The organism is Agrobacterium sp. MCAB5 (genome assembly GCF_052114365.1).
GTDB lineage: Bacteria > Pseudomonadota > Alphaproteobacteria > Rhizobiales > Rhizobiaceae > Agrobacterium > Agrobacterium tumefaciens.
This window is the reverse complement of record NZ_JBFREP010000008.1, coordinates 45,601-63,764: the sequence shown is the minus strand read 5'-3', so window position 1 is coordinate 63,764 and position 18,164 is coordinate 45,601. Positions and strand designations below refer to the sequence as shown.

The following is an 18,164-nucleotide window of genomic DNA, read 5'->3' as shown; positions in this document are numbered from 1 at the left end:
TCAGTTTGCGGTGGGTCGAGCGTCGACGACTGTGACCAACCCGAGCGCCGGATCCTCCAGCACCGAGAAGGTCGCGACATCGCCACTGGCGCGTGCCTGCTCCTGAAGGTCCTCGAGCCAACGCTGAATCTGATCTGTGGTGGCGGTCGACGGCACGGCAAAGCATCGGGTGCTGCCGGTGTCGATGATGGTCGATGGGCACTGGACTTCAGCCATCACGAGGGAACCGTCATGGTCCCTGGCGTTGCCRCCTCCTGAGCCGCGCAAGGCTGCCGAAGAAGACTGCAGCCCGGCTTGCAGACGCTGGAGATACTGCTGGTTTGCCGCCAGCGATTTTCCCAGGAGCTCGTTCCAGACTGAACCTCGTTCAACCTGCGCCTCGGTGTTACGGTCGACCGCCTTTTTCAGCTGCTCCCCGCATCCGCTGGTGTCACTGACGGTTTCCGTTTCGACATCATCGCCCGACGGGGTCCGGTCGCCGTTCTCGGCCTTGTTCCGGCTGTAGTAGGCCGAGACCTTTTTGACGTAGTCCTGGGTCTCGGGAATGTTGGGTATCCGACCGTTCTGCAACGATTGGCGATAAGGCCCGGCATTGTATCCTGCTGCGACCAGGTCATAGCGATTGCCGAACATTCCCTGCAGTTGCTTGATGTATTTGACACCGCCGCGGATGTTGTCGCGCAGGTCGTAAGGATTGACTCCAAGTCCCGCCGCGGTCCCCGGCATCAGTTGCATGACGCCGGTCGCGCCAACGGGCGAACGCGCCGATTGGCGGAAGCGTGACTCCTGCTCGGCGATCGCCAGCGCAAAATTGGGATCGACTCCCTGGCGGATTGCTTCGTCCGCCACCATACGAGCGACTTCCTGCTGGCTATGCGTACGCTTCGACGGGCCGGCCGGCAAAGTGTCACCGGCCATGCCCTCGGCCGAGCAATCCGCCGGCGCGCCGGAGCCTTGTCCGGGCGCAACGCTGTCCGTCGTTCCGCCCGACGCACCTTTCAACGCCCGCGTATCCGCCTGATAGGTCTTGTACCAGTTCTCCGTCGCCTGCTGGATGTTGCGGCGGGCGTTGTCGATCACCGGCACCTGCGCAAAGCCTGGCGCCGGCGTGAACAGGGTGGACATGACGATGGCGCTGATGGTTGTCAGTTCAGGACGTCTTGCGTTGGTCATCGGACGCATCCCCCTCCCAGTCGCAGAATTTCGACAGCCAGTTCTTTGGATCGTCGCCATATTCGTCGAGCAACATCTCAACCTCCCGGACTGTCTCCTCACGGCCCGACAGGACCTTGATGAACTCCGGCATGTGAGACATGTCGACACGCGCGATCACACTGCTCTTCGCGTGCTTGATCAGCATGAAGCGCGAGGCCGGATCACCGTTCTTGACCCAGTCGAACTCGGCCCTGGAGAGGCCGAAATGGTCCATGTAAGAGTTTTCGTCGGCCTTCGGATTGGCGAAGAAGATGTTGGTCGACGTCTGCTCGATGATCGTCCGGCTGACACTGGATTGCACCACGTCGTCGGCTGACTGCGTGCCGAAGATGACGAGACCATTTCGCTTTCTGATGGTCTTGAAATAGTCCTTCATGGTGCGCTTGAACTCGTCGTCATCGAGCAGCTTCCAGGCTTCGTCCATAAGGTTGATGATTGGCGCCTTGCCGTCGTAAACCTCATCCAGCCGGTGGAACATGTAGAGGAGTGCTGCTGTGCGCACGGGCGGATCGTCGAGGATCGACGTCATATCGAAGCCGATCATTGGCCGGGAGATGTCGAGATTGTCATCGGCATTATCGAAGAGCCAGGCATAAGGTCCGTGGTCGACCCACTTGTCGAGCCGTGCAATCAGGCTTCCCTCGGTCCGCTCGCTTCCGGCAAGCAGGGCGCGAAGTGACGACAGGCGGCGATAGGATCGGTCCTTCGTCTTGAGGACTGACTTGATCGCGGTGCGGATTATAGTCTCTTCCTGGGGCGTCAGGCTTTCGCCTTCCTTCGACGGCCTCAGCATGAAGCTTAAAAGCCGATAGAGGAAAACGCGGTTCTCTTCGGTGTCGTCGAGGAGCAGGGGGTTCCAACCGGATGGCTCGCCAGGTTCGAGCGTCATGTAGGTACCGCCCGCCGCGCGAACCATGATGTCAAGACCGCGGTCCTTGTCGAAGACGATGGTTTTCAGACGCGGGCTGACACGGTAGGCCTGCAGGATCAGGAATGCCATGATGACGGTTTTGCCGGAGCCGGTCGGTCCGAATACCGTCGTGTGCCCGACATCGCCCTGATGGAAATTGAAGAAGAACGGTGTGCCTGACGTTGTCTCGAAAATGGTGATCGCCGGTCCCCAATGATTGCCGTCCGGCTTGCCATAGGGATAGGCGTGGAAGCTGCTCAGGCCCGCACAATTGAGGGTCGAGATCACGGCCCGACGGGCGATATAGGCCTGATTTCCAGGAAGCTGTGCCCAATAGGCTGGCTCCGCGTTCAGATCCTCGCGGACATAGGAAGCACCGAACGCTCCAAGCTCGTTGCCGATCAAGGCAACCGCATCGTCCAGCTGGGCCGCCGATTTCGCCACCGGCATGACGGTGAGATGATGCTCGGCGAAGGCAACGCGTTTCCTCGCCAGTTCATCACGCGCAATATCAAGACTGGCCTGAACGCTGGAACCGCCCTCGTCGGCCTTCGACAGTTGCCGGTCGAGCCGCTCGATGCGGCTTCTCGCGGCCATGTCGTCAATGAAGGACATGGACTGGGTGAGCACCATCTCAAAGGGGAGCTTGAGAATGTAGTCGAGCATGCCGGCGCCCGTCTCGGGCGGATATTCCTTCAAAGACACCATTGCGGCGTAGCGGTCATCGCCCTGCGTATCGCCCTGAAGATGGATCGTCCGGTTGCCGATTGATGTGCGACGCGCCGGCAGCATCGCATCGATTGGAAGGTTGCCGAGCCGGACTGGCCGGACACGACCGCCATTCAACAGCGTATAGAAGAATTCGCATTGTTCCGAGAACCAGGATCCTGGGGTACGCCCATCGACCTCCATGCTTTCGGAGAAGTCACGAAAGATTGCTTTGCCGTTGCCAAGGTCAACCTGGACGCGCTGCACGTCGCGCAGGACTTTGGGACCGTAAGCGATGAGCGATTTTTCCAGTGCTTTTGTCGCCTCGACCAGTTTGTCACGCATTGAGCGAAACTGTTCCTTGCGCACCACATCACCGCCGATGCCTATGATACGGGAAAGCGCGGAGCCTTGTTTGAACAGCGGGCGCACGACGAGCGAGATGTAGGTGTCGTTGACGAACATCTCGTTCATTGAGATGCTTGCCTGATAGACATCATCCAGACGCCGGATGAAGGGGTCGGTGAAGGTTGCTGGCAATGACGGTGCCACCTTTCGCCTGACAACATGGGTGTAGAGCGCAAAATTGCCGATCGAGGAAATGGCGCGAAAAGCCGAGTTACGCTGCCGCTGCAGCATGTTGATCGTTTCGATGTCGGCCGTTTCGAACGAGAAGCCTGTGAGGCGCAGGGTCGATACCAGGCAATCGTTCTTCAGCCTGATGATCCCGTTTTCGATCGGAACATAGAATGGAACATGGGTCGAGATATTGCGATCGGCAAAGATCTCCCAACCCTTCGACAAGCTTCCCTTCAGCGATCTTGCCATCGTGCTCATCGGTCAAGCTCCGTAGGTCCGGATGCCCCCGCCCAGTCTGCGGCCGAGGGGATTGACGCCGCACATGCTGAGGCGGCCGAGGATGTCGAAGAACCAGAGGTCGAGTTTGACCGTCAGCACATAAAGAATGCCGTGCAGGACCACGAACGACACGGGGAACCACAGGATGGAGCCGAGCACCATGAACACCATGAGCGAGACGAAGCACTCCGCCAGGAAGTACGTGTAAGGGATCCCCATCACCGTCGGCGGCCGCGTGAGCGCAAGGATGACCGGATAGGATTCGATATGGTCGTCCCCGCCTGAAGTCTTGTTGGCAGAGTTCGTCATGATCAAGATCCGGCGCCAGCCAGGAAGTCTACAAGCTCAGCGGCAGCAAACATGCCGGCGAGGCTCCCACCGACCCGCAGAAGCGCGCCCCAGGACCAGAAGCCGAAGGCCGCAGCGAGGAACATGCCAATGAAGGCAATCGCTCCAACCGAGCGACCAAAGGGGCCGGTAAAGAACTGTACCAGCCTGTCGGCAGCATTCTCCAGGGCATCAAGGCTTTGAGCGGCAGCTGGCTCGTATTGACTGACGAACAGCACCGAGGCGGCGAGCAACACCATCGCCGCATGGCCGGCCCCCTTGCGCTGGACCAGGGAACGGCAGCTCACGCTGCCAACGAGAATTGCCATGACAATCATGTTCATTGAAGTACCTCATCCTTGACGATTTTGACCGGACCGCCGAGTTGCGCCGCGTCCAGCGGTTGTGGGAGGCGGCTGTCCGACGCGAGCGGGCTTGCAGCTGAGAAGACAAGCATCGGGGACCTTGCCCGGTCGGTCGGGCCTGAGCGGCGGTGCTGATTGGATTGAAAGCCAGATGCTGGACCAGGCATCGGGGGCTGGGAGCTTGCCGGCTTGCCGGTGTAGTAGCCGACGACACGCGTCACATAGTCCGCGGTTTCGCGGATCAGTGGCAGGGATTGATGCGCATCGACGCGTGGTTCTCCGGCATTGTATGCGGAGGCGATCAGCACCGGGTTCCTGTACTTGTCGATGAGCAGGCGCAGGAAACGCGTGCCCGCGCGAATATTCTGTTCGGGATCAGTAAGGTCGTTGGCGCCGAAAGCATCGCCAATCTTTGGCATCACCTGCATCAGGCCGACGGCGCCAGCCGAACTAACGAGGCCCGGATTGAAACGCGCGTTTTCCGCGCGCATGATCGAGAGCACCCAATTTGGATCGACCTCTTCCTCAGCGGCGATTTCTACTGCAAGGGCTGCGTAGTCCTCAGGCACGCCGAAAAGCAAGTCGGCACGGGCTTGCGTCACTGTCCGATCGGCAGGGGTGCCGGGTCCGAAGACTGGATCGACAGTGCCCGCGTCAGACGAGAAGACACTGATGGGCGAGAACACGGCGCGGTCGCGCCGTGTACGTACGCTGCGGGCCGCTTCTCCCGGTAGCTCTGGAACCCTATCATCCGATCCGACCGTTGCTTCGGAAATGAATAACAGATCTTGGGGGATTGCGTTGTTATTGGCCTGCCCCGAAAAACGCTCGTTGAAACTGGTGAGATCGATGCTTGGCGGTGGCTGTTGGTCGGCTTCCACGGCCGGTGTTGGCAGCGCGCCGGGCTCACTTGAGGTTTTACCCGCGAAGCGGAACGACCAATCGGTACGCTCATGGTTCTCGCCGATCTTAAGCGGCTCGCTCCCGGCGGACGTTGCGGCAAAACTTGTGGCCAGGAACATAGACGTCACCGCAGGCCAGACTGCTCTTCGTGACGCTCTGAGTCGCGGTCTATCCACAGAAGAAAGCAGGCTGTCATCCATTCGAACCAGTCCATAACTTGCACTTCAATACAAGTTATGGACTGCAATCCGCGCCAGAAATCAACTGAAAAATACGACTGGAGCACAAATTTTATCCCGGAGGTCATTGGCCCGCTGATAAATATCTAACGGAATCAATGCTGTAATCGCGCCCAGCGATCCGGCTTCCAGCGATACGCGATTTGATCCCGATCACCCAGGATTCGAGCCAGACGAACAGCGGTTCCCCCTTTGACCAGCACTGAACCTGCATCCGCTCCTGAGGGCCCGTTATAGATTCGGCATGTGAAATTCGGCAGTTCCCGTTGGATTCTCGACACCGGCCAGCAAGTGGAAATCTGATAGCGAGAATCATCAAGGTTCGTCGCGAGTTCACGTGTGATCTGCTGCACCGGCCCGAGACGATGGCGCCCGAAATGCGTACCGTAATCCAGTTGGCACTCGACGATATTGCTGGGATAGTGCCGGCAAGTGGTCAAGCTGAGATAGGCATACGGCACTGGCAGCAGCGTCCGGGGCGGTTGTTCAAGCTGCGCACACGCGGCCAAGGGAATTGCAACGGCCATTGGGCAGGTCAGCGCCTTCATGATTTGCATGGCTCACCTCCTAAGTTTCCTGCTGATATCCGGCATGTTCGAGGGCTTCGAGAAAGAGGTCCCGGGCGAGCTCACAATAGGGCGACGACGGCTGCGCCAGATGCAGTTGGGTCAGGACCAGCCCGAGCGTTCCAATGGTCGCGGTTACCTCGTTGAGGTCATCATTGAGGCCATCGCGAAACAGCTCATGTCCATCGTGGCTTTTGGCGATGATCGCATAGTCGTTGCGCGCGATGCTATGCCACAATTCGACGGTACCCGTTTCGCCGTCTTGGGTTTCCGTGTCGCAGGTGAGTATCATCGCGTAGTCTGGAAGAGGAACGTCGCATTCCTCGATGGCGGTTCCGCCAGCAAATTCCGTGAGCGCCACCGCAGACGAGAACAGCAGCAAACGTTCGTTGACCAGCAGCCGCCGTTGTCCGAGGCGCACAAAGCCGTTCATGACGCCCGAGCGGATAATTTTTGGCGCGAGACATTCCTCGCAGTGCTCGCAGACCTGAACCAACCGATCGTTCCTGAAGGAGAACGTGTTATGGAAACGACCAAGGAGGAAGCGTGCGATATTTTCGGTGCGACCGCCAAGCGACTCGACGAATGCGAACGCACCAAACCGCGTCCACGCTTGATTGACATCACTGTCTGCCGATAACCCTGCAATGCTCACCAAGCTGGATGGGCCGGCCACGATGCCTGCGGTCCGCGTCTCCGTACCGCAGTGCGGGCAATCTATGCTGACCGGCACCCGGTACCATTCCTTCGTCAGTAGGGATCGGTGGCTTGTCAGTGGGAAACCCGTCTTGCTATTTTGCCGGAAAGACTTGCAGATATCGGCTCAGAACCGACACCCGGCGCTTTGCCACAAGAGAGAAATGTCATCGATAACGCCTTGAGGTTATGTGATCAAACTTGCACTTCGATGCAAGTTTGTAGCAGTCATAGGCAAAGCGCTCAAGATGGGAAGTCGGGTTTGGTGGGCCGACACCCAAAGCAATCCGATCGAGGCATCCTCTCTTCCGGTCGCCGCGTCGGGCTCGTTTTGCCTTTGCCGGGCATGAGCCGCTCGACCATACGCTGGTCCGTCATGTCTATGACATTTCACGCATGGACGGTAAGTATGACCTCGGTGCAGCGGTTGCGATTGCATTGGACACGATGGCGACCGAGTCAAAAAGCGACCGGGCGGACAAATATCCCGACTACAAGTCAGATCCTCCCGCTGAGACACTCAAAACGTTGGACATAATGTCCACGCATACAGAATTCGCCGCAAACTACGAAAAGCTCATGGGCGACATGGTGTATGGCTCCGGCCAAGTTTCGCGAAGGCCTTCGCGGCTGTGGAGCGCTTTGCGCAATAAGTCCGCGAAGCCTGAGAACGATTTCACGGAAAGAGATTGGGACACATACTGGAATCCAGCAGGTCCCGTATTCCGGAAGCAGGGCTTCTCTATAGCACCTGCTTCAGTGCGCTATAGGTAGCGTGCCGCCCGACTACTCCGACCGGGATATTTAGGGCTGTTGAATCGAAACGACTTCGCGCATTCACCTATTTGCCTACGAGCGAATTCGCGGGTTCGCACAATGACATAACACCCTTTTGGCGAAGGCATCTATTCACCCAATCGGCGACGCACCGTTTCACCGCGTTGCTTCTTTGCTGATCCGCAGATTCACCGCATGGCATAGACACCGATGCGCTCACTCACGGATCTACCGATGCACTCAATCGGAGATGCACACATCCGCCTGTTCACGCATCCACTGCTTCACCCATTCATCCATTCACCGCTTCACCTAGTCGGTGTGGGGCAAATTCGCCGATCTGCACCTTTGCTGATCCGCCATGTCACCCAATGGCACAAACACCGATCCACTCATTCACCGATCTACCGATACACTCAGTCGGAGCACCACGCGTTCATGCGTACGCCTAGACACCGATATGCCCGTTAGCCGATACACCGGTCCGCTCATTCGAGTAGCGTAATCGTCTGATCGCTGAAATCCCGGTGTATCTCTCGCCGGACGGAAGCTCTCCTAGACCCTCAAAACGAGCCCGACCGCCTCCCCTTCCGGACATACATCGCTCGCTCGCCGCCGTTGTCCGTGCCCAGCCCCCAAAAAAACGAAGATCACGGAGATCGTCGGTCGCTCTGGCGACGATCGCCCCCCGGGCGAAACGGCTAATGGTATACCATTAGCCTATCCTGCCATATCTCACCACCATGTGTGACCCACGTGCCCGACCCGCCAATGCTGTTGCGAGTCGTCAGACGATGCAACAGCGATCACAGGTGTACGCCTGTGATCCGCGGAGGAGGAATAGCGCGTGGGTCACACATGGTGGTGAGATATGCTGAAGCGAGCCGCCGTCGCGAGCAGTCGGGATGCCCGTGACCGCAGGGAGCGGACATCGATGACATGCGAACGACAGGGCGGTGAGCACACCGCAGGAGCGGATGATCGGCTGGAGCGGATGCCCGAAGCATGAGGGCGCAGCGCAGGACGATCATCCGCTCCGTATTGTTTGGGGAAGTCGCGGCAGCGTCCGTCTACCGGTCCGAGAGGCCGGGCGGGGCTTGCCCCGCACCACAGGGAGAGGGGTGTTTGAGGGGAGAGGCGGCAAGTCTCTCCCCTCAAGACCGCACGCAGGCTCGATGCCGGCAAGCGGTCCGGACCATGCGGAAAAGACGAGAGGCGAGCAGCGCCTCTCGTCTGCAATTCAGTCAGGCACCCAGTTCTCGGATGACGGCTGCGACAGGCCAGTCGCCAAAATGGGTCCGGCACTGGGCAACGAGAATGTCGACGGCCGTCTCATTGGCCTCAATGGCTCGGATCGCCTCATCCATGTCGTCGTAGGGTCCGAGATTTTCGAGCGGTTCGTAGTCGCCGTAGTCTTCGTCCCAGTTGCCGGCGAGGTACAGCGGAGCGTTTTTGACACGGACCAGTGCTCGTTCTGCTTCGTGAATGAGACGGAACCCCTCGGTCCGCTGCCGCCAGTATTCCGGGCTTGCGCCGTCGATGTATTTAATCTTGCGCTGTGTCATAAGAAGTCTCCTTTCGTTTTCTGACGGAAGGAGGCCGCACGATAGCCGCGAGGGGTCAGGGATCGCGGCACGCGACCGCCCGCGGCGGCGAGCGGAGGAACCGATTTTCTGACGACGCCAAAGGCGGCGGCTGAAAATTGGAGGGGCCGCGCTGTCCTTGACGCCGGAGTGTCGGGTGCACAATGGGAGGTCAGAGAGAGAAGATCGCCCGCGGCCACGATCAGGGGCCGCGTCCGTTTTCCGGCGACCAGCCGGTCCTTTCCTGTCCGCCACTGAAGCCGTGCTTTCCTGGGAACCGAGAGCGGGGGGCATGGCGAGCGATCATGAAAAAAGGGGCGCCCGCCCGGTGAGAGCGGAAGCCCCTCGATGCGAGGTCAATAGCCCAAATTAGCGATGATCTCGTCAAGCTCCTCATCGAGGGCGAAGTCGAAATCATGGTCGTCGCCATAGTCGGGAAGATCACCCTCTTCGTGACCGCATTCGGTGCATCTGATCGTATGATACTGGTTTATCGAACCGGCTTCGCAGGCCTCCCAGTAGCGCTCGAATGCTTCCCCGCCGCATTCGGGGCATGCGATAATTTCGAGATCGTCATCAAGGTCGAAACCACCCGGCTCCACGCAGCCGCCGTAAACTCTTGTCATGATCGTATCCTTTCGTTTCTGTGACGAAAGGGAGCCACAGAGCGCCGCCGAGCGGGTCAAGGATCGCGGAACGCGACCGCCAGCGGCGGCGAGCGGGGGAGCCGATTTTGCCGGCGGGCGCATCAGCGGCCGGCGACAAAATTGGGGGAACCGCGATGTCCTTGAGGCGGGAGAAGGGGATCGTAGAATGCGGCGTCATAGAGATAGAGAGAACCACGCCCGCGACAGCGGGCGTGACCATTTCCGGCGGCCAGCCGGTCTTGCACCATCTCCGCGCCGCAACGGTTGCGATGCCGCGCCGGCGGTGCCACACCGCGAGAGGATCGTCACGCGACAGCGCGGAGAACGCTTGCGGGCTCCGTGAGCGCTCCGGGGCGCGAGTAGAGCCGTCCGGCAAAGCCGGCTCGCCCGATCATCTCTTCGGCGATTACCAACACATCACGCAAATGAATCGGTCGGGCATAACCGATTCAAATCTCTCGTTGGACCTGCGCTCCGTGATCGACGATCCTCCCGGCATGATCACGCAGCCCTATCAGCTTTATATCGAACGCACGGACGCCTCGATGAACATGGCGCGTTACTATGCCATGGATATTTCGGAGACCTTGTTTGGAGAAACCCGGCTGACCCGCCGCTGGGGACGCATCGGTGCGCACGGCCAGTCAAAGGCGCATATCTTCCAGCGTGAAGAGGACGCCGTGCAGCTGTTTCTCGATCTCGTTCGCCAGAAGCGGACACGCGGCTACCGCCCGGCTGGGCGGCAGGCGGAACGAGGCCCGCTCGCGTGGGCCTCGACAGGCGTCTTATCGGCCCCAACCCCAATCGGTCTCGAAGGCGATCTCGATCTCGACGAAAAACGGGATCTTGATCGCGAGCTTGAGGCCGAGCTTTCCTTTGCGGAAGAGGTGGCCGGCGACGTGGCCGAGTGCGCGGAGCCGTCGCCCGGTGGATGTGAGGAATTGGGAGAGTTGGCGCATGATGTTTACTCCTTTCGATAACGTGTCATTGCGGGGATAGGCCGCGGCCCGGAAAGGAGTGCTGCACCTGAAAGGGCGGTAGCGAATGCAAAGGACCTGCCCGAGGCGGCAGGTTGCGGTGCGACGACCGGGCTGCAACATCCCCGATGCCGATGACAGGGGATCGAAAGGAAGGACGCGACAACCTCCCAGATCTTTTCGGACGAGAGCAGGCTGCGACGTTCGATGTGCTCACAGCCGAAGCGAAGCTTCGGGTCTTGGCCGCCGGTCGATCCGGCGTGCTGGGCCAGGAACAGCGGCAAAAGCCTCCGTCAGAACGGAGGCTCCGAGGAATGGCTGCCGTCCTGTTCGGCAAGCGCGGCGGCCAGTTCGGCCTGAGCGAGTTCGAGCTCGGCCTGGATCTGGCGACGCTCGCTGCGGTCGACTGCGTTGGCAAGCTCGGCGCGCAGCTCGGCAACCTGGATTTCAAGGGCATAGGTCATCGTCATCTCCTTGACGTTTGTGAAAGACGAGGACCAGCGGCGTGAGGGGATGGCGGGGTCAAGGATCGCGCAGCGACCGGCGGAGCCGGCGTATGGGGGAGCCGATTTTCTGACCCGGACCGGCGGGACGGGGCTGAAAATTGGGGGAACCATGCGTCCTTGAGGCCGTCATTTCCGAACGGCACAATTGGACGTTCTGAGCAGACCCCCACCTCTCCGTATGGCACCGGCAAGATGCAGGCGGGTTCGATGCCCGCTTGCATCTTCATCGTATTGGGAGAGACCGGACGTGTTCGCCGGCATTGTGCCGCCGGGCACGGCGGGATCGAGCGTTAGATGTCAGAAACGGCTGGAGACCGCATATTTCCTGTGGTTTTCGCGTCTTTTCGGGCGGATGCGGAGATATCGCCCCTATCGTCGCCGCATCTTCAACCTCATACCGGATGGGGTGAAACACGAGGAGCCATTATATTATGACCACGACCAATGAAATTGCGGAAAAGATCGCATCCGAACAGAACCTGAGCAAGGCGCAGGCCAAGGCGATTGTGGAGAGCGTCTTCCGGCAGATCACCGAGGCGGCGCTGACCGGCGCAGAGACGTCCATTCCGAGCTTCGGCAAATTCAAGCTCAAGGAAACGCCGGAGCGCGAAGGCCGCAACCCGGCGACCGGCGCGACGATCAAGATTGCGGCTGCGAAGAAGCTGGCGTTCACGCCAGGCAAGGCCGTGAAGGACGCACTCAACGCCTGAGCTATCCTCATGACAAAGGCAAAGCCGGATCCGTGCGCACTGCCCGAGCCGGCTTTGTTGTTTTTGGGTGAACGACCCCGCCCTGGGGCGGGGCCATTCGGGGATCCCGGTCATGCGGCCTCGCGGTTCGGGCGGGACCAGACGAGGACGTAGTCGCCTTCCTTTTCGGCCGGCCACAGAGCGGCGCTGATCGGGGCGTTGAAACTCGGATCGTCGAGCTTGAGGGAGATGTAGGGCTCGCCGTTGGCCGAGACCGAGTTCCAGCCAGCTCCCACTTCGGCAGCGCCGGAGGTGACGCGGAAGTCCGGGGCGTCGCGGGACACGCGCTCGATGGGATTGAGGCGTGCCTTCATTGCGACCGTAAGAGTGCGAACGTTGCCGACGATGGAGTTGCCGTTGGTGGAGAATTCGCCGATGACTGCCATGACTTGGTTCCTTTCGTGTGATCGGGCTGCGCCCATCGCTGCCTCGATGACGGTGTAAGGACCGGGAGCGATCGGCACCGCACCCCTTCAGGGGCCGGAACGCAGTAGAGGGCGGCCGGACCGGGCTATTTTGCTTCGCGATGCAAAGCCCGGCCTGCCGGGCGGCGGAAAATAGTCAGGGCCGGCCGTTGCGGTCAGCCGGTCGAGCCGCAGGCGTCTTGCGGTCACATCAGTCCCATCGAGGTCTGCGTGAGTGCAGCGGTGTCCAGGGCGGAGGAACCTGGCAGGGTGCTGGATTTTGGCGGCCCCGCTTCGAACAGACGCTTTCGTTGGCACGGACTTTCGGGATCGGCCGCATGCTGGCGCTTCCGTCTGGCGACGCATTTTACCGGGACGTCGGATTTCCCGCCTCCTCTCGCTCTGGCGTTTGACGCGACTGGACCGGTGACGTCACCGACGCACTGTCCGCTCTCCCCCATTCCTGTCCCGTGCCAGCGCCTGCGCCGGATTTCTGCCGGCAGCAGCTCGCCAAAGGGGGCAAGACGGCCTTGTCCGTTTCACCTCCGATCAGAACGCGGGGTGTGAGGTCCGGTGGCCCGATAGCCGACTTCCGCCACGGAACGGGACACGTCCGACCGCTCGCACCGGGCTCTTGTCAGACGCGCGATCCGATAGGGGTGCCCGGCATACACGGCAACGGCTTTCCAGTAGACCGCCATTGGCGCCTGATTCTGTCGCCAACTTCGTTTGGCCGCGCTCACGCGCAGCCCGCCTCCCCTTTCTGGCCGACAAGCCAGCAGTGCAGATCGCGCCGCATGAAGCCGATGGATCCACTGATCTCCGTGATCCGGGCATCGCCGTCGATGTAGCTCCTTTTCGAAACAGATCGACAAAGTGCCACATGACGTCGAGATAGAGCTGCCCTCCGACGAGCGCGACATCGCAAAAGCCGATTTTTTGAAGTACGGTGAGCGATGCGATGTGCGGTCCGGAATGTTCGCCGGAGGGCTTGACGCGCGCACGAGACGTCGGTCGCCGCTAGTGTGTTCCGCGATCGCCGCGCTACATTGCGGTTGCCATTGCTGCCGTCATACGGGCATCTTACCTCTCGATCGTCATGTCTGCGGCCGGAAACCGAGACGGGCGGAGAGAAAGGCAGCATGCGCCTTCTCCCTTCGAGGATCGACTGCACGGAGGGCCTGCCTTAGAGCCACGTCATATCGTTCGATCGCCGTTATATATGCGGGGCCGTCACGTTTCGTCGCCGAGCAGGCAAGGATCAGCAACCGGGAAGGATAATGGCTATCCATCACGCAGCCTCCCTCTGGTCGGTTGCGGCAGGCTGCAGGCTATGGAGATAATTGACAGCGCGTTGCGCGTGCGCCGACGCCTGAAAAATCGCCCGCTTATCATTGGCCAGCAGACCTAGCCAGGATGCAAGGTAACTCGCATGATCAGGACGGGGCTCGAGTTCCGGAACGATCGCAAGGTCGGCACACAAGAAGCAGCTGCCGAGCTCGGCAATCAGCTCTTCCCTCGCGCGATCGGTGCGATCCTTGGCGTAGCGCGAAAGATCGCGACCGACACGGTCGGCCGCCGCAGTCCAATGGATATGCTCATGACCTTCCACGGCCGCGTGGCTTCCCGCATCCCGAAACGCCTCGAAGGGCGGCATCTGGATATGATCGGTGACCGGTGCGTAATAGGCCTGACTGCCGCCGCGGCGAACGACCGAGCCCGTGTTGCGGAAAAAGCGGTCCGCACTCTCGAGGCGTTCGACCGGATCCGCCGGCTTGGATGGCGGCGCGTAGTAGCTATCCGGCAAACCGTCGATCTGAGCAACGTTGAAGACCGTATATGCCTTGAGGAACGGAATATCGCGCTCAACCTCCCCGCCCTGGCCATCGGATTCGGATTTGGTGAAGCGGCTGGCATAAATGACCGTCGTCCCGGTCTCTCCCTTGCGAACAGCGCCGTTCAGCTGCAAGGCCTGCTTGAACGTCATCCAGGTCGGCGAGACATAACCTTGCGCTACACTCTCCGACCACAACAGGAGTACGTTCAGACCACTATAGGGTTCGCCATTGTGGCGCAGCGGTCGGCTGATCCGTCCGGTCGTGTTTGCGGCAGTCCACGGCTTCATCCATGGACGCACGCCTTTCTCCAGGTCAGCGACAATTTTGTCCGTAATGCGCGAATAGAGATCGGCGCGTTCGCCCTGCTCTTTGCTCTTCATTTCTTTGAACCTCCGTTTTCGGAGGTCGCGACCATCGCGACCCCGTCACGGCGGTCAAAAAGCCGGGGAGGTCAGGGATGAGCGCACGCGGAACGCGCCGCAACGAACGTGAAGGAGGGCGCAAGCCCTTGCGCGAAACCCTCACCCCGGCAGGACCGGAGGCGGGACGGGTCGCGATGAGATCGATTATTGCGCCTCTTCTTCGGCGCGGGCGACGGACTTCACCAGCAGGACAACTTTCTGCCGCACGGCAGCGGAGGGGATCTGGATGAAAGCACGGTTGAGATTGAAGCCTTCTGTCGAAGACAGGAACAGCGCAACCTCATCGGTCTCGCGCGAGATATGTGGATTATCGTCGTCTTGCCGCTCACCCTGGTTTCCGTCGAAGAAATAGGACATCGGAACATCCAGCGCTGTCGCGATCTGGCTGAGGCGGCTGGCGCCAACGCGATTGGCACCCTTCTCGTATTTCTGGACCTGCTGGAAGGTTACGCCAAGCTTGCCCGCCAATGACTGCTGGGACATACCTATAAGCTTCCGCTTCAGCTTGATACGGGCACCGACTTCAACGTCGATCGCGTTCGGGGCTTTCCCTGCATCACTCAATTACCTGCCTCCTTGCGCCTGTGAGGGTTGCAGAATGACGCTCTGGCTACATCCGTTGCAAGACCGTATTCTGATATGCGCATGATAGAACGGAAAGTTTCCCCGACTTTGAAATCACTGTTCCGGGGTTGGACCGGTTGCAACCTCTTCGGTCCGCGCAGGTTCTGCCAACGCCTGTCTCTCCCGGCGGATTTCCTCGACGCGCAGCTGCGCCGACAGGCGATCCGCTTCCTCGACCGGAGTGACCGGTGTACCTGTTGCATCATGACGCATGGCGTCCGGCTGAGCGCTCGCCAGCAGGTAGTTCTTCGAGCGCGCATAGGCGGCAATCGCCCGGCGCAGGTGCACTGCCGGCACATCCGGTTGCAGAGAGGCGCGGAACGTTTCAAATATGCCAATGACGAACGGAAGGATGGGATCACCCTCTTTCGCAGGAAGAACCGGCGCCGGGGTTGAAAGAAGCGCGTTGATCGCTGCGGCCTTTCGCAAATCGGAGGCGTTGGCCAACACGGGTCCCTGTGACTTCGACCACGGTTTAGTCTTGGGGGCTGAAGCGTCTTCCATGCGTGTCCTTTCGTCATCGATCCCCTGCCATATAAGCATGCGGAGCTGACGAGAACAGGATACTTCGTCTGCGTGAAGGATTGGCGGGGCCGCAGCCCATAGGCGCTAACTTAACCACCGAGCCATTTGCGGTAACCTTTTCCGCGGAGGCTCGGTGATGCGTGGCCACATGATGGCCCAGGCGCGCGCATTGAAGTTATGATTGAGTTTTCCGATGATGGCGGCTCGCAAAGCGCCAACAACAAGTTTGACGTTTCGCCACAAGCAGGGATGCCGTTTGTTTCCTGCTGTCCCCTCAGGGGGAAGAGTCCGGCAATTGCCGGGTTATGTCTTCTACAAGCAGTACGGTCAGCAGATTCGCGAAGATCCAGGCCTTCGCTAGGCGCGGATCTTTTGCCCGCAGCTTATCAAGATCAAACAGGCTTTTCATCCGTTTGAAAGCAAGCTCGACCTGCCAGCGCAGGCGATAGAGCGCGGCAATTTCTTTTGCGGGATACTCTGCTTCAGTCAAGGAAGTCAGGAGTAATATATGGCTGGCCGCCTCCAGAGTACCGGGCTGAACGCTTCGCCCTTTTCGGCGATTATCGCGCTGGATACGAGTACGACCGACTTCCACTTTCTCAGGTGGCAACCGCACGGCGATCAAGCGAGCCGGAACCGGGGATTTCAGTGAGCGGCCTTTGCCTCTACCGATCATAATCTTGGTTTCGCCAATTTCCTCGTCTTCGAGGCCACGAAGAAAGTCGAGAATATCGAAGCGGCCGCCAAAATTATCTTGCCAACGTAATCCACGCCAATGCACACGCACAACGTAGTCCCCCGGCCCTTCCGAAATCGCTGCGATACAGTCCGGCCGAGAACCGAAGCCTCGATCGGCAATACGTATTTCACCGTCATCCGCCTTGAAGCGGTCAAGCTTTTCAGCCTCCCGCCCATCAGTGAGTTCAATCGCTGTGAAACATTGTGCCACCGGGTCATAAGCGACATGCAATCGCCAGTCCTTGCCGTAGTTGCCAGGGCCATTGATAGCTGTGCCATCTACCAGCCTCAGTGGTCGCACACCCTTGCCCGACAGGCCAGAACGTCGAGCTAACGCTTGTCCAGCCAAACTAGCAAACCAGTCAGCAGCACCACGAAGTCGCTTCAACAGAGCAACATCGGAAAGGGTTGAGATACCCTGGACGCCGGCCCAAGCGGCCGCTTCCCTCAATGACAATCCACCGGGTCCATAACCAAGCCCAAGCCTTAGCAAAGTTGCGCCATCCCGGACCGCGCGACGCCGTACCAGCGCGCCAGAAGCGCGAGCCGAAGCGTCGAGGCTATCGGCTCCTCCGAAGAGCGGTAGCAATTTGGACCAATCGTTCAGAGAAAAGCTGTGATTCATCGCAATGTTGAATCACAACCGACTCTTTGATCAAAGCCTTAAGTTAGCGCCTATGGGCCGCAGCCCCGCCGTGAGGTCTATTACTCGAAGGCTGAGAGCTGGGCTGCGGCCGCCTTGCGATCGAGCGTCTGGCCGGGATTTTCGACCGGGCGATCGAAGGGCTTCCAGGTTTCGCCGACGACCTGCTCATAGGCAGCGACTGCGCCGACGGCCGCCATTCTCAGCGCATGCGCCTGGATGCCCATGTCAGCTGCAAATTCACGCTTGCGCTGGGCGGCGCTGTCATAGCCGACCGGACCGTCGAGATCCTCGTCGCGGGCGTCCGCAGCACTTTTGGCGGTGGCGTCACGCGCCTCGGTGACGGCGCGGGAGTAGAACTGGCCGGCGCCATGGGCCGATCCGACATAGGCGCCGACGATGCGCTGAAGATGGATCTGCATTGCCCGTTCGCCAAGCCCCTCGGAAAGTGCGGTGGCGGTCTCGACGATCAGGCGCTCGTGCATGTCACGGATGCCGTCGCTGTCGAGGATGGCGGTCCCGAAACTTTCGGCAATCCGGAGCGCCTGGGTTTCGTCGGGGCATGTGAGGCGGACCATTTCGAGGGTGGCGCCTTTGCGCAGCGGCACGACGCGGGCGGATGGGCGGGCGGCTTGACGGGACTGGGTGGTGGACTTTGCCATGGTGTTTTCCTTGTCTCTTCGCCGAAGCGTCGGCCCCCTTGGCCGTTCCGTCCTTCGGTGCGGTCGAAAGGAACCGGCGCAAACCGGGCGGTTCAGGGTCCGGGCGGGCCAGATCGAGCGAAGCAGGCATGCGGTCAAGCGGGCTGCCCAAGCCCTTGCGAAGCCCGCATGCCTGCTTTGTCGAGAGCGGCATGACTGGCCGCCCCGCGGCGCGACAGCGGCCTTGAACCGAACGGGCGCCGGTTCAGACCGCCACGAAACCGAAGGACGGAACGGCCATGG

General features: G+C 60.2%; 17 protein-coding genes and 1 pseudogene. 2 read left to right on the top strand and 16 right to left on the bottom strand.

Translation table 11 applies throughout. The features are described 5' to 3' along the window. From AB4Z23_RS17940 to AB4Z23_RS17900, 9 genes are all read right to left on the bottom strand, one after another. Positions 1–1,173: a lytic transglycosylase domain-containing protein gene (locus AB4Z23_RS17940; protein ID WP_441360413.1), complete on the bottom strand. Its 1,173-nt coding sequence runs from the start codon at positions 1,171–1,173 to the stop codon at positions 1–3. Further along, the gene (locus AB4Z23_RS17935) at positions 1,151–3,670 is read right to left on the bottom strand and encodes a VirB4 family type IV secretion/conjugal transfer ATPase (RefSeq protein ID WP_441360412.1); all 2,520 of its coding nucleotides are present in this window, start codon (positions 3,668–3,670) and stop codon (positions 1,151–1,153) included. The genes AB4Z23_RS17940 and AB4Z23_RS17935 overlap by 23 nt, the downstream gene beginning before the upstream one ends. Before the next feature lie 3 nt (positions 3,671–3,673). Next, a complete protein-coding gene (locus AB4Z23_RS17930) occupies positions 3,674–4,000 on the bottom strand; it encodes a VirB3 family type IV secretion system protein (RefSeq protein ID WP_045024398.1) in 327 nt (108 codons plus the stop codon). A 2-nt stretch (positions 4,001–4,002) separates the two neighbouring features. Further along, the gene (locus AB4Z23_RS17925) at positions 4,003–4,362 is read right to left on the bottom strand and encodes a TrbC/VirB2 family protein (RefSeq protein WP_441360411.1); all 360 of its coding nucleotides are present in this window, start codon (positions 4,360–4,362) and stop codon (positions 4,003–4,005) included. Beyond that, positions 4,359–5,486 (bottom strand): lytic transglycosylase domain-containing protein, encoded by a 1,128-nt coding sequence (locus AB4Z23_RS17920; RefSeq protein WP_441360410.1) that lies wholly within the window; start codon positions 5,484–5,486, stop codon positions 4,359–4,361. Before AB4Z23_RS17920 ends, AB4Z23_RS17925 begins: the two co-directional genes overlap by 4 nt. Before the next feature lie 134 nt (positions 5,487–5,620). Continuing rightward, positions 5,621–6,082 (bottom strand): hypothetical protein, encoded by a 462-nt coding sequence (locus AB4Z23_RS17915; protein ID WP_441360409.1) that lies wholly within the window; start codon positions 6,080–6,082, stop codon positions 5,621–5,623. Positions 6,083–6,092: 10 nt separating this feature from the next. Further along, positions 6,093–6,824, bottom strand: a complete 732-nt coding sequence (locus AB4Z23_RS17910) for a hypothetical protein (protein WP_441360408.1) — start codon at positions 6,822–6,824, stop codon at positions 6,093–6,095. A gap of 1,984 nt (positions 6,825–8,808) precedes the next feature. Next, complete coding sequence (locus tag AB4Z23_RS17905) at positions 8,809–9,129, bottom strand: hypothetical protein (protein ID WP_441360407.1); 321 nt, start codon at positions 9,127–9,129, stop codon at positions 8,809–8,811. Positions 9,130–9,503: 374 nt separating this feature from the next. After that, entirely contained in the window at positions 9,504–9,773 is a 270-nt protein-coding gene (locus tag AB4Z23_RS17900; RefSeq protein ID WP_441360406.1) for a hypothetical protein, read from the bottom strand. 518 nt (positions 9,774–10,291) lie between these two features. On the opposite strand from AB4Z23_RS17900, the pseudogene AB4Z23_RS17895 reads away from it, so the two are divergent. Beyond that, positions 10,292–10,528 (top strand): annotated as a pseudogene (locus tag AB4Z23_RS17895) (WGR domain-containing protein); the annotation flags it as partial. A 536-nt stretch (positions 10,529–11,064) separates the two neighbouring features. Here AB4Z23_RS17895 and AB4Z23_RS17890 read toward each other — a convergent pair. Beyond that, positions 11,065–11,235 (bottom strand): hypothetical protein, encoded by a 171-nt coding sequence (locus tag AB4Z23_RS17890; protein ID WP_258115124.1) that lies wholly within the window; start codon positions 11,233–11,235, stop codon positions 11,065–11,067. A gap of 473 nt (positions 11,236–11,708) precedes the next feature. Between AB4Z23_RS17890 and AB4Z23_RS17885 the strand changes: the two genes are divergently transcribed. Continuing rightward, entirely contained in the window at positions 11,709–11,987 is a 279-nt protein-coding gene (locus AB4Z23_RS17885) for an HU family DNA-binding protein (protein ID WP_441360405.1), read from the top strand. Between the two features lie 110 nt (positions 11,988–12,097). Here AB4Z23_RS17885 and AB4Z23_RS17880 read toward each other — a convergent pair whose 3' ends face one another. The 6 genes from AB4Z23_RS17880 to AB4Z23_RS17855 all read right to left on the bottom strand — a co-directional run bounded on the left by AB4Z23_RS17880 (position 12,098) and on the right by AB4Z23_RS17855 (position 17,882). Further along, positions 12,098–12,412 carry a DUF736 domain-containing protein gene (locus tag AB4Z23_RS17880; RefSeq protein ID WP_441360404.1) on the bottom strand — a complete coding sequence of 105 codons (315 nt, stop codon included), beginning with the start codon at positions 12,410–12,412 and terminating at the stop codon, positions 12,098–12,100. A 1,309-nt stretch (positions 12,413–13,721) separates the two neighbouring features. Next, on the bottom strand, positions 13,722–14,648 hold the full coding sequence (locus tag AB4Z23_RS17875) for an ArdC family protein (RefSeq protein ID WP_441360403.1): 927 nt from the start codon (positions 14,646–14,648) through the stop codon (positions 13,722–13,724). A 186-nt stretch (positions 14,649–14,834) separates the two neighbouring features. Next, on the bottom strand, positions 14,835–15,254 hold the full coding sequence (locus tag AB4Z23_RS17870) for a helix-turn-helix domain-containing protein (RefSeq protein WP_441360402.1): 420 nt from the start codon (positions 15,252–15,254) through the stop codon (positions 14,835–14,837). A gap of 114 nt (positions 15,255–15,368) precedes the next feature. Beyond that, positions 15,369–15,764, bottom strand: a complete 396-nt coding sequence (locus tag AB4Z23_RS17865) for a ProQ/FINO family protein (RefSeq protein WP_441360582.1) — start codon at positions 15,762–15,764, stop codon at positions 15,369–15,371. A 349-nt stretch (positions 15,765–16,113) separates the two neighbouring features. Next, positions 16,114–17,202: an IS4 family transposase gene (locus AB4Z23_RS17860; RefSeq protein WP_441360401.1), complete on the bottom strand. Its 1,089-nt coding sequence runs from the start codon at positions 17,200–17,202 to the stop codon at positions 16,114–16,116. 80 nt (positions 17,203–17,282) lie between these two features. Continuing rightward, positions 17,283–17,882: a hypothetical protein gene (locus AB4Z23_RS17855; RefSeq protein ID WP_258115119.1), complete on the bottom strand. Its 600-nt coding sequence runs from the start codon at positions 17,880–17,882 to the stop codon at positions 17,283–17,285. Between the last annotated feature and the right edge of the window lie 282 nt (positions 17,883–18,164).

Excerpts from the sequence above, each read along its gene's own strand:
- AB4Z23_RS17885 (WP_441360405.1), top strand. The coding sequence starts at position 11,709 with ATGACCACGACCAATGAAATTGCGGAAAAGATCGCATCCGAACAGAAC.
- AB4Z23_RS17880 (WP_441360404.1), bottom strand. The coding sequence starts at position 12,412 with ATGGCAGTCATCGGCGAATTCTCCACCAACGGCAACTCCATCGTCGGC.
- AB4Z23_RS17855 (WP_258115119.1), bottom strand. The coding sequence starts at position 17,882 with ATGGCAAAGTCCACCACCCAGTCCCGTCAAGCCGCCCGCCCATCCGCC.
- AB4Z23_RS17920 (WP_441360410.1), bottom strand. The coding sequence starts at position 5,486 with ATGGATGACAGCCTGCTTTCTTCTGTGGATAGACCGCGACTCAGAGCG.
- AB4Z23_RS17900 (WP_441360406.1), bottom strand. The coding sequence starts at position 9,773 with ATGACAAGAGTTTACGGCGGCTGCGTGGAGCCGGGTGGTTTCGACCTT.
- AB4Z23_RS17930 (WP_045024398.1), bottom strand. The coding sequence starts at position 4,000 with ATGACGAACTCTGCCAACAAGACTTCAGGCGGGGACGACCATATCGAA.
- AB4Z23_RS17925 (WP_441360411.1), bottom strand. The coding sequence starts at position 4,362 with ATGAACATGATTGTCATGGCAATTCTCGTTGGCAGCGTGAGCTGCCGT.
- AB4Z23_RS17935 (WP_441360412.1), bottom strand. The coding sequence starts at position 3,670 with ATGAGCACGATGGCAAGATCGCTGAAGGGAAGCTTGTCGAAGGGTTGG.
- AB4Z23_RS17905 (WP_441360407.1), bottom strand. The coding sequence starts at position 9,129 with ATGACACAGCGCAAGATTAAATACATCGACGGCGCAAGCCCGGAATAC.
- AB4Z23_RS17915 (WP_441360409.1), bottom strand. The coding sequence starts at position 6,082 with ATGCAAATCATGAAGGCGCTGACCTGCCCAATGGCCGTTGCAATTCCC.
- AB4Z23_RS17875 (WP_441360403.1), bottom strand. The coding sequence starts at position 14,648 with ATGAAGAGCAAAGAGCAGGGCGAACGCGCCGATCTCTATTCGCGCATT.
- AB4Z23_RS17890 (WP_258115124.1), bottom strand. The coding sequence starts at position 11,235 with ATGACCTATGCCCTTGAAATCCAGGTTGCCGAGCTGCGCGCCGAGCTT.
- AB4Z23_RS17860 (WP_441360401.1), bottom strand. The coding sequence starts at position 17,202 with ATGAATCACAGCTTTTCTCTGAACGATTGGTCCAAATTGCTACCGCTC.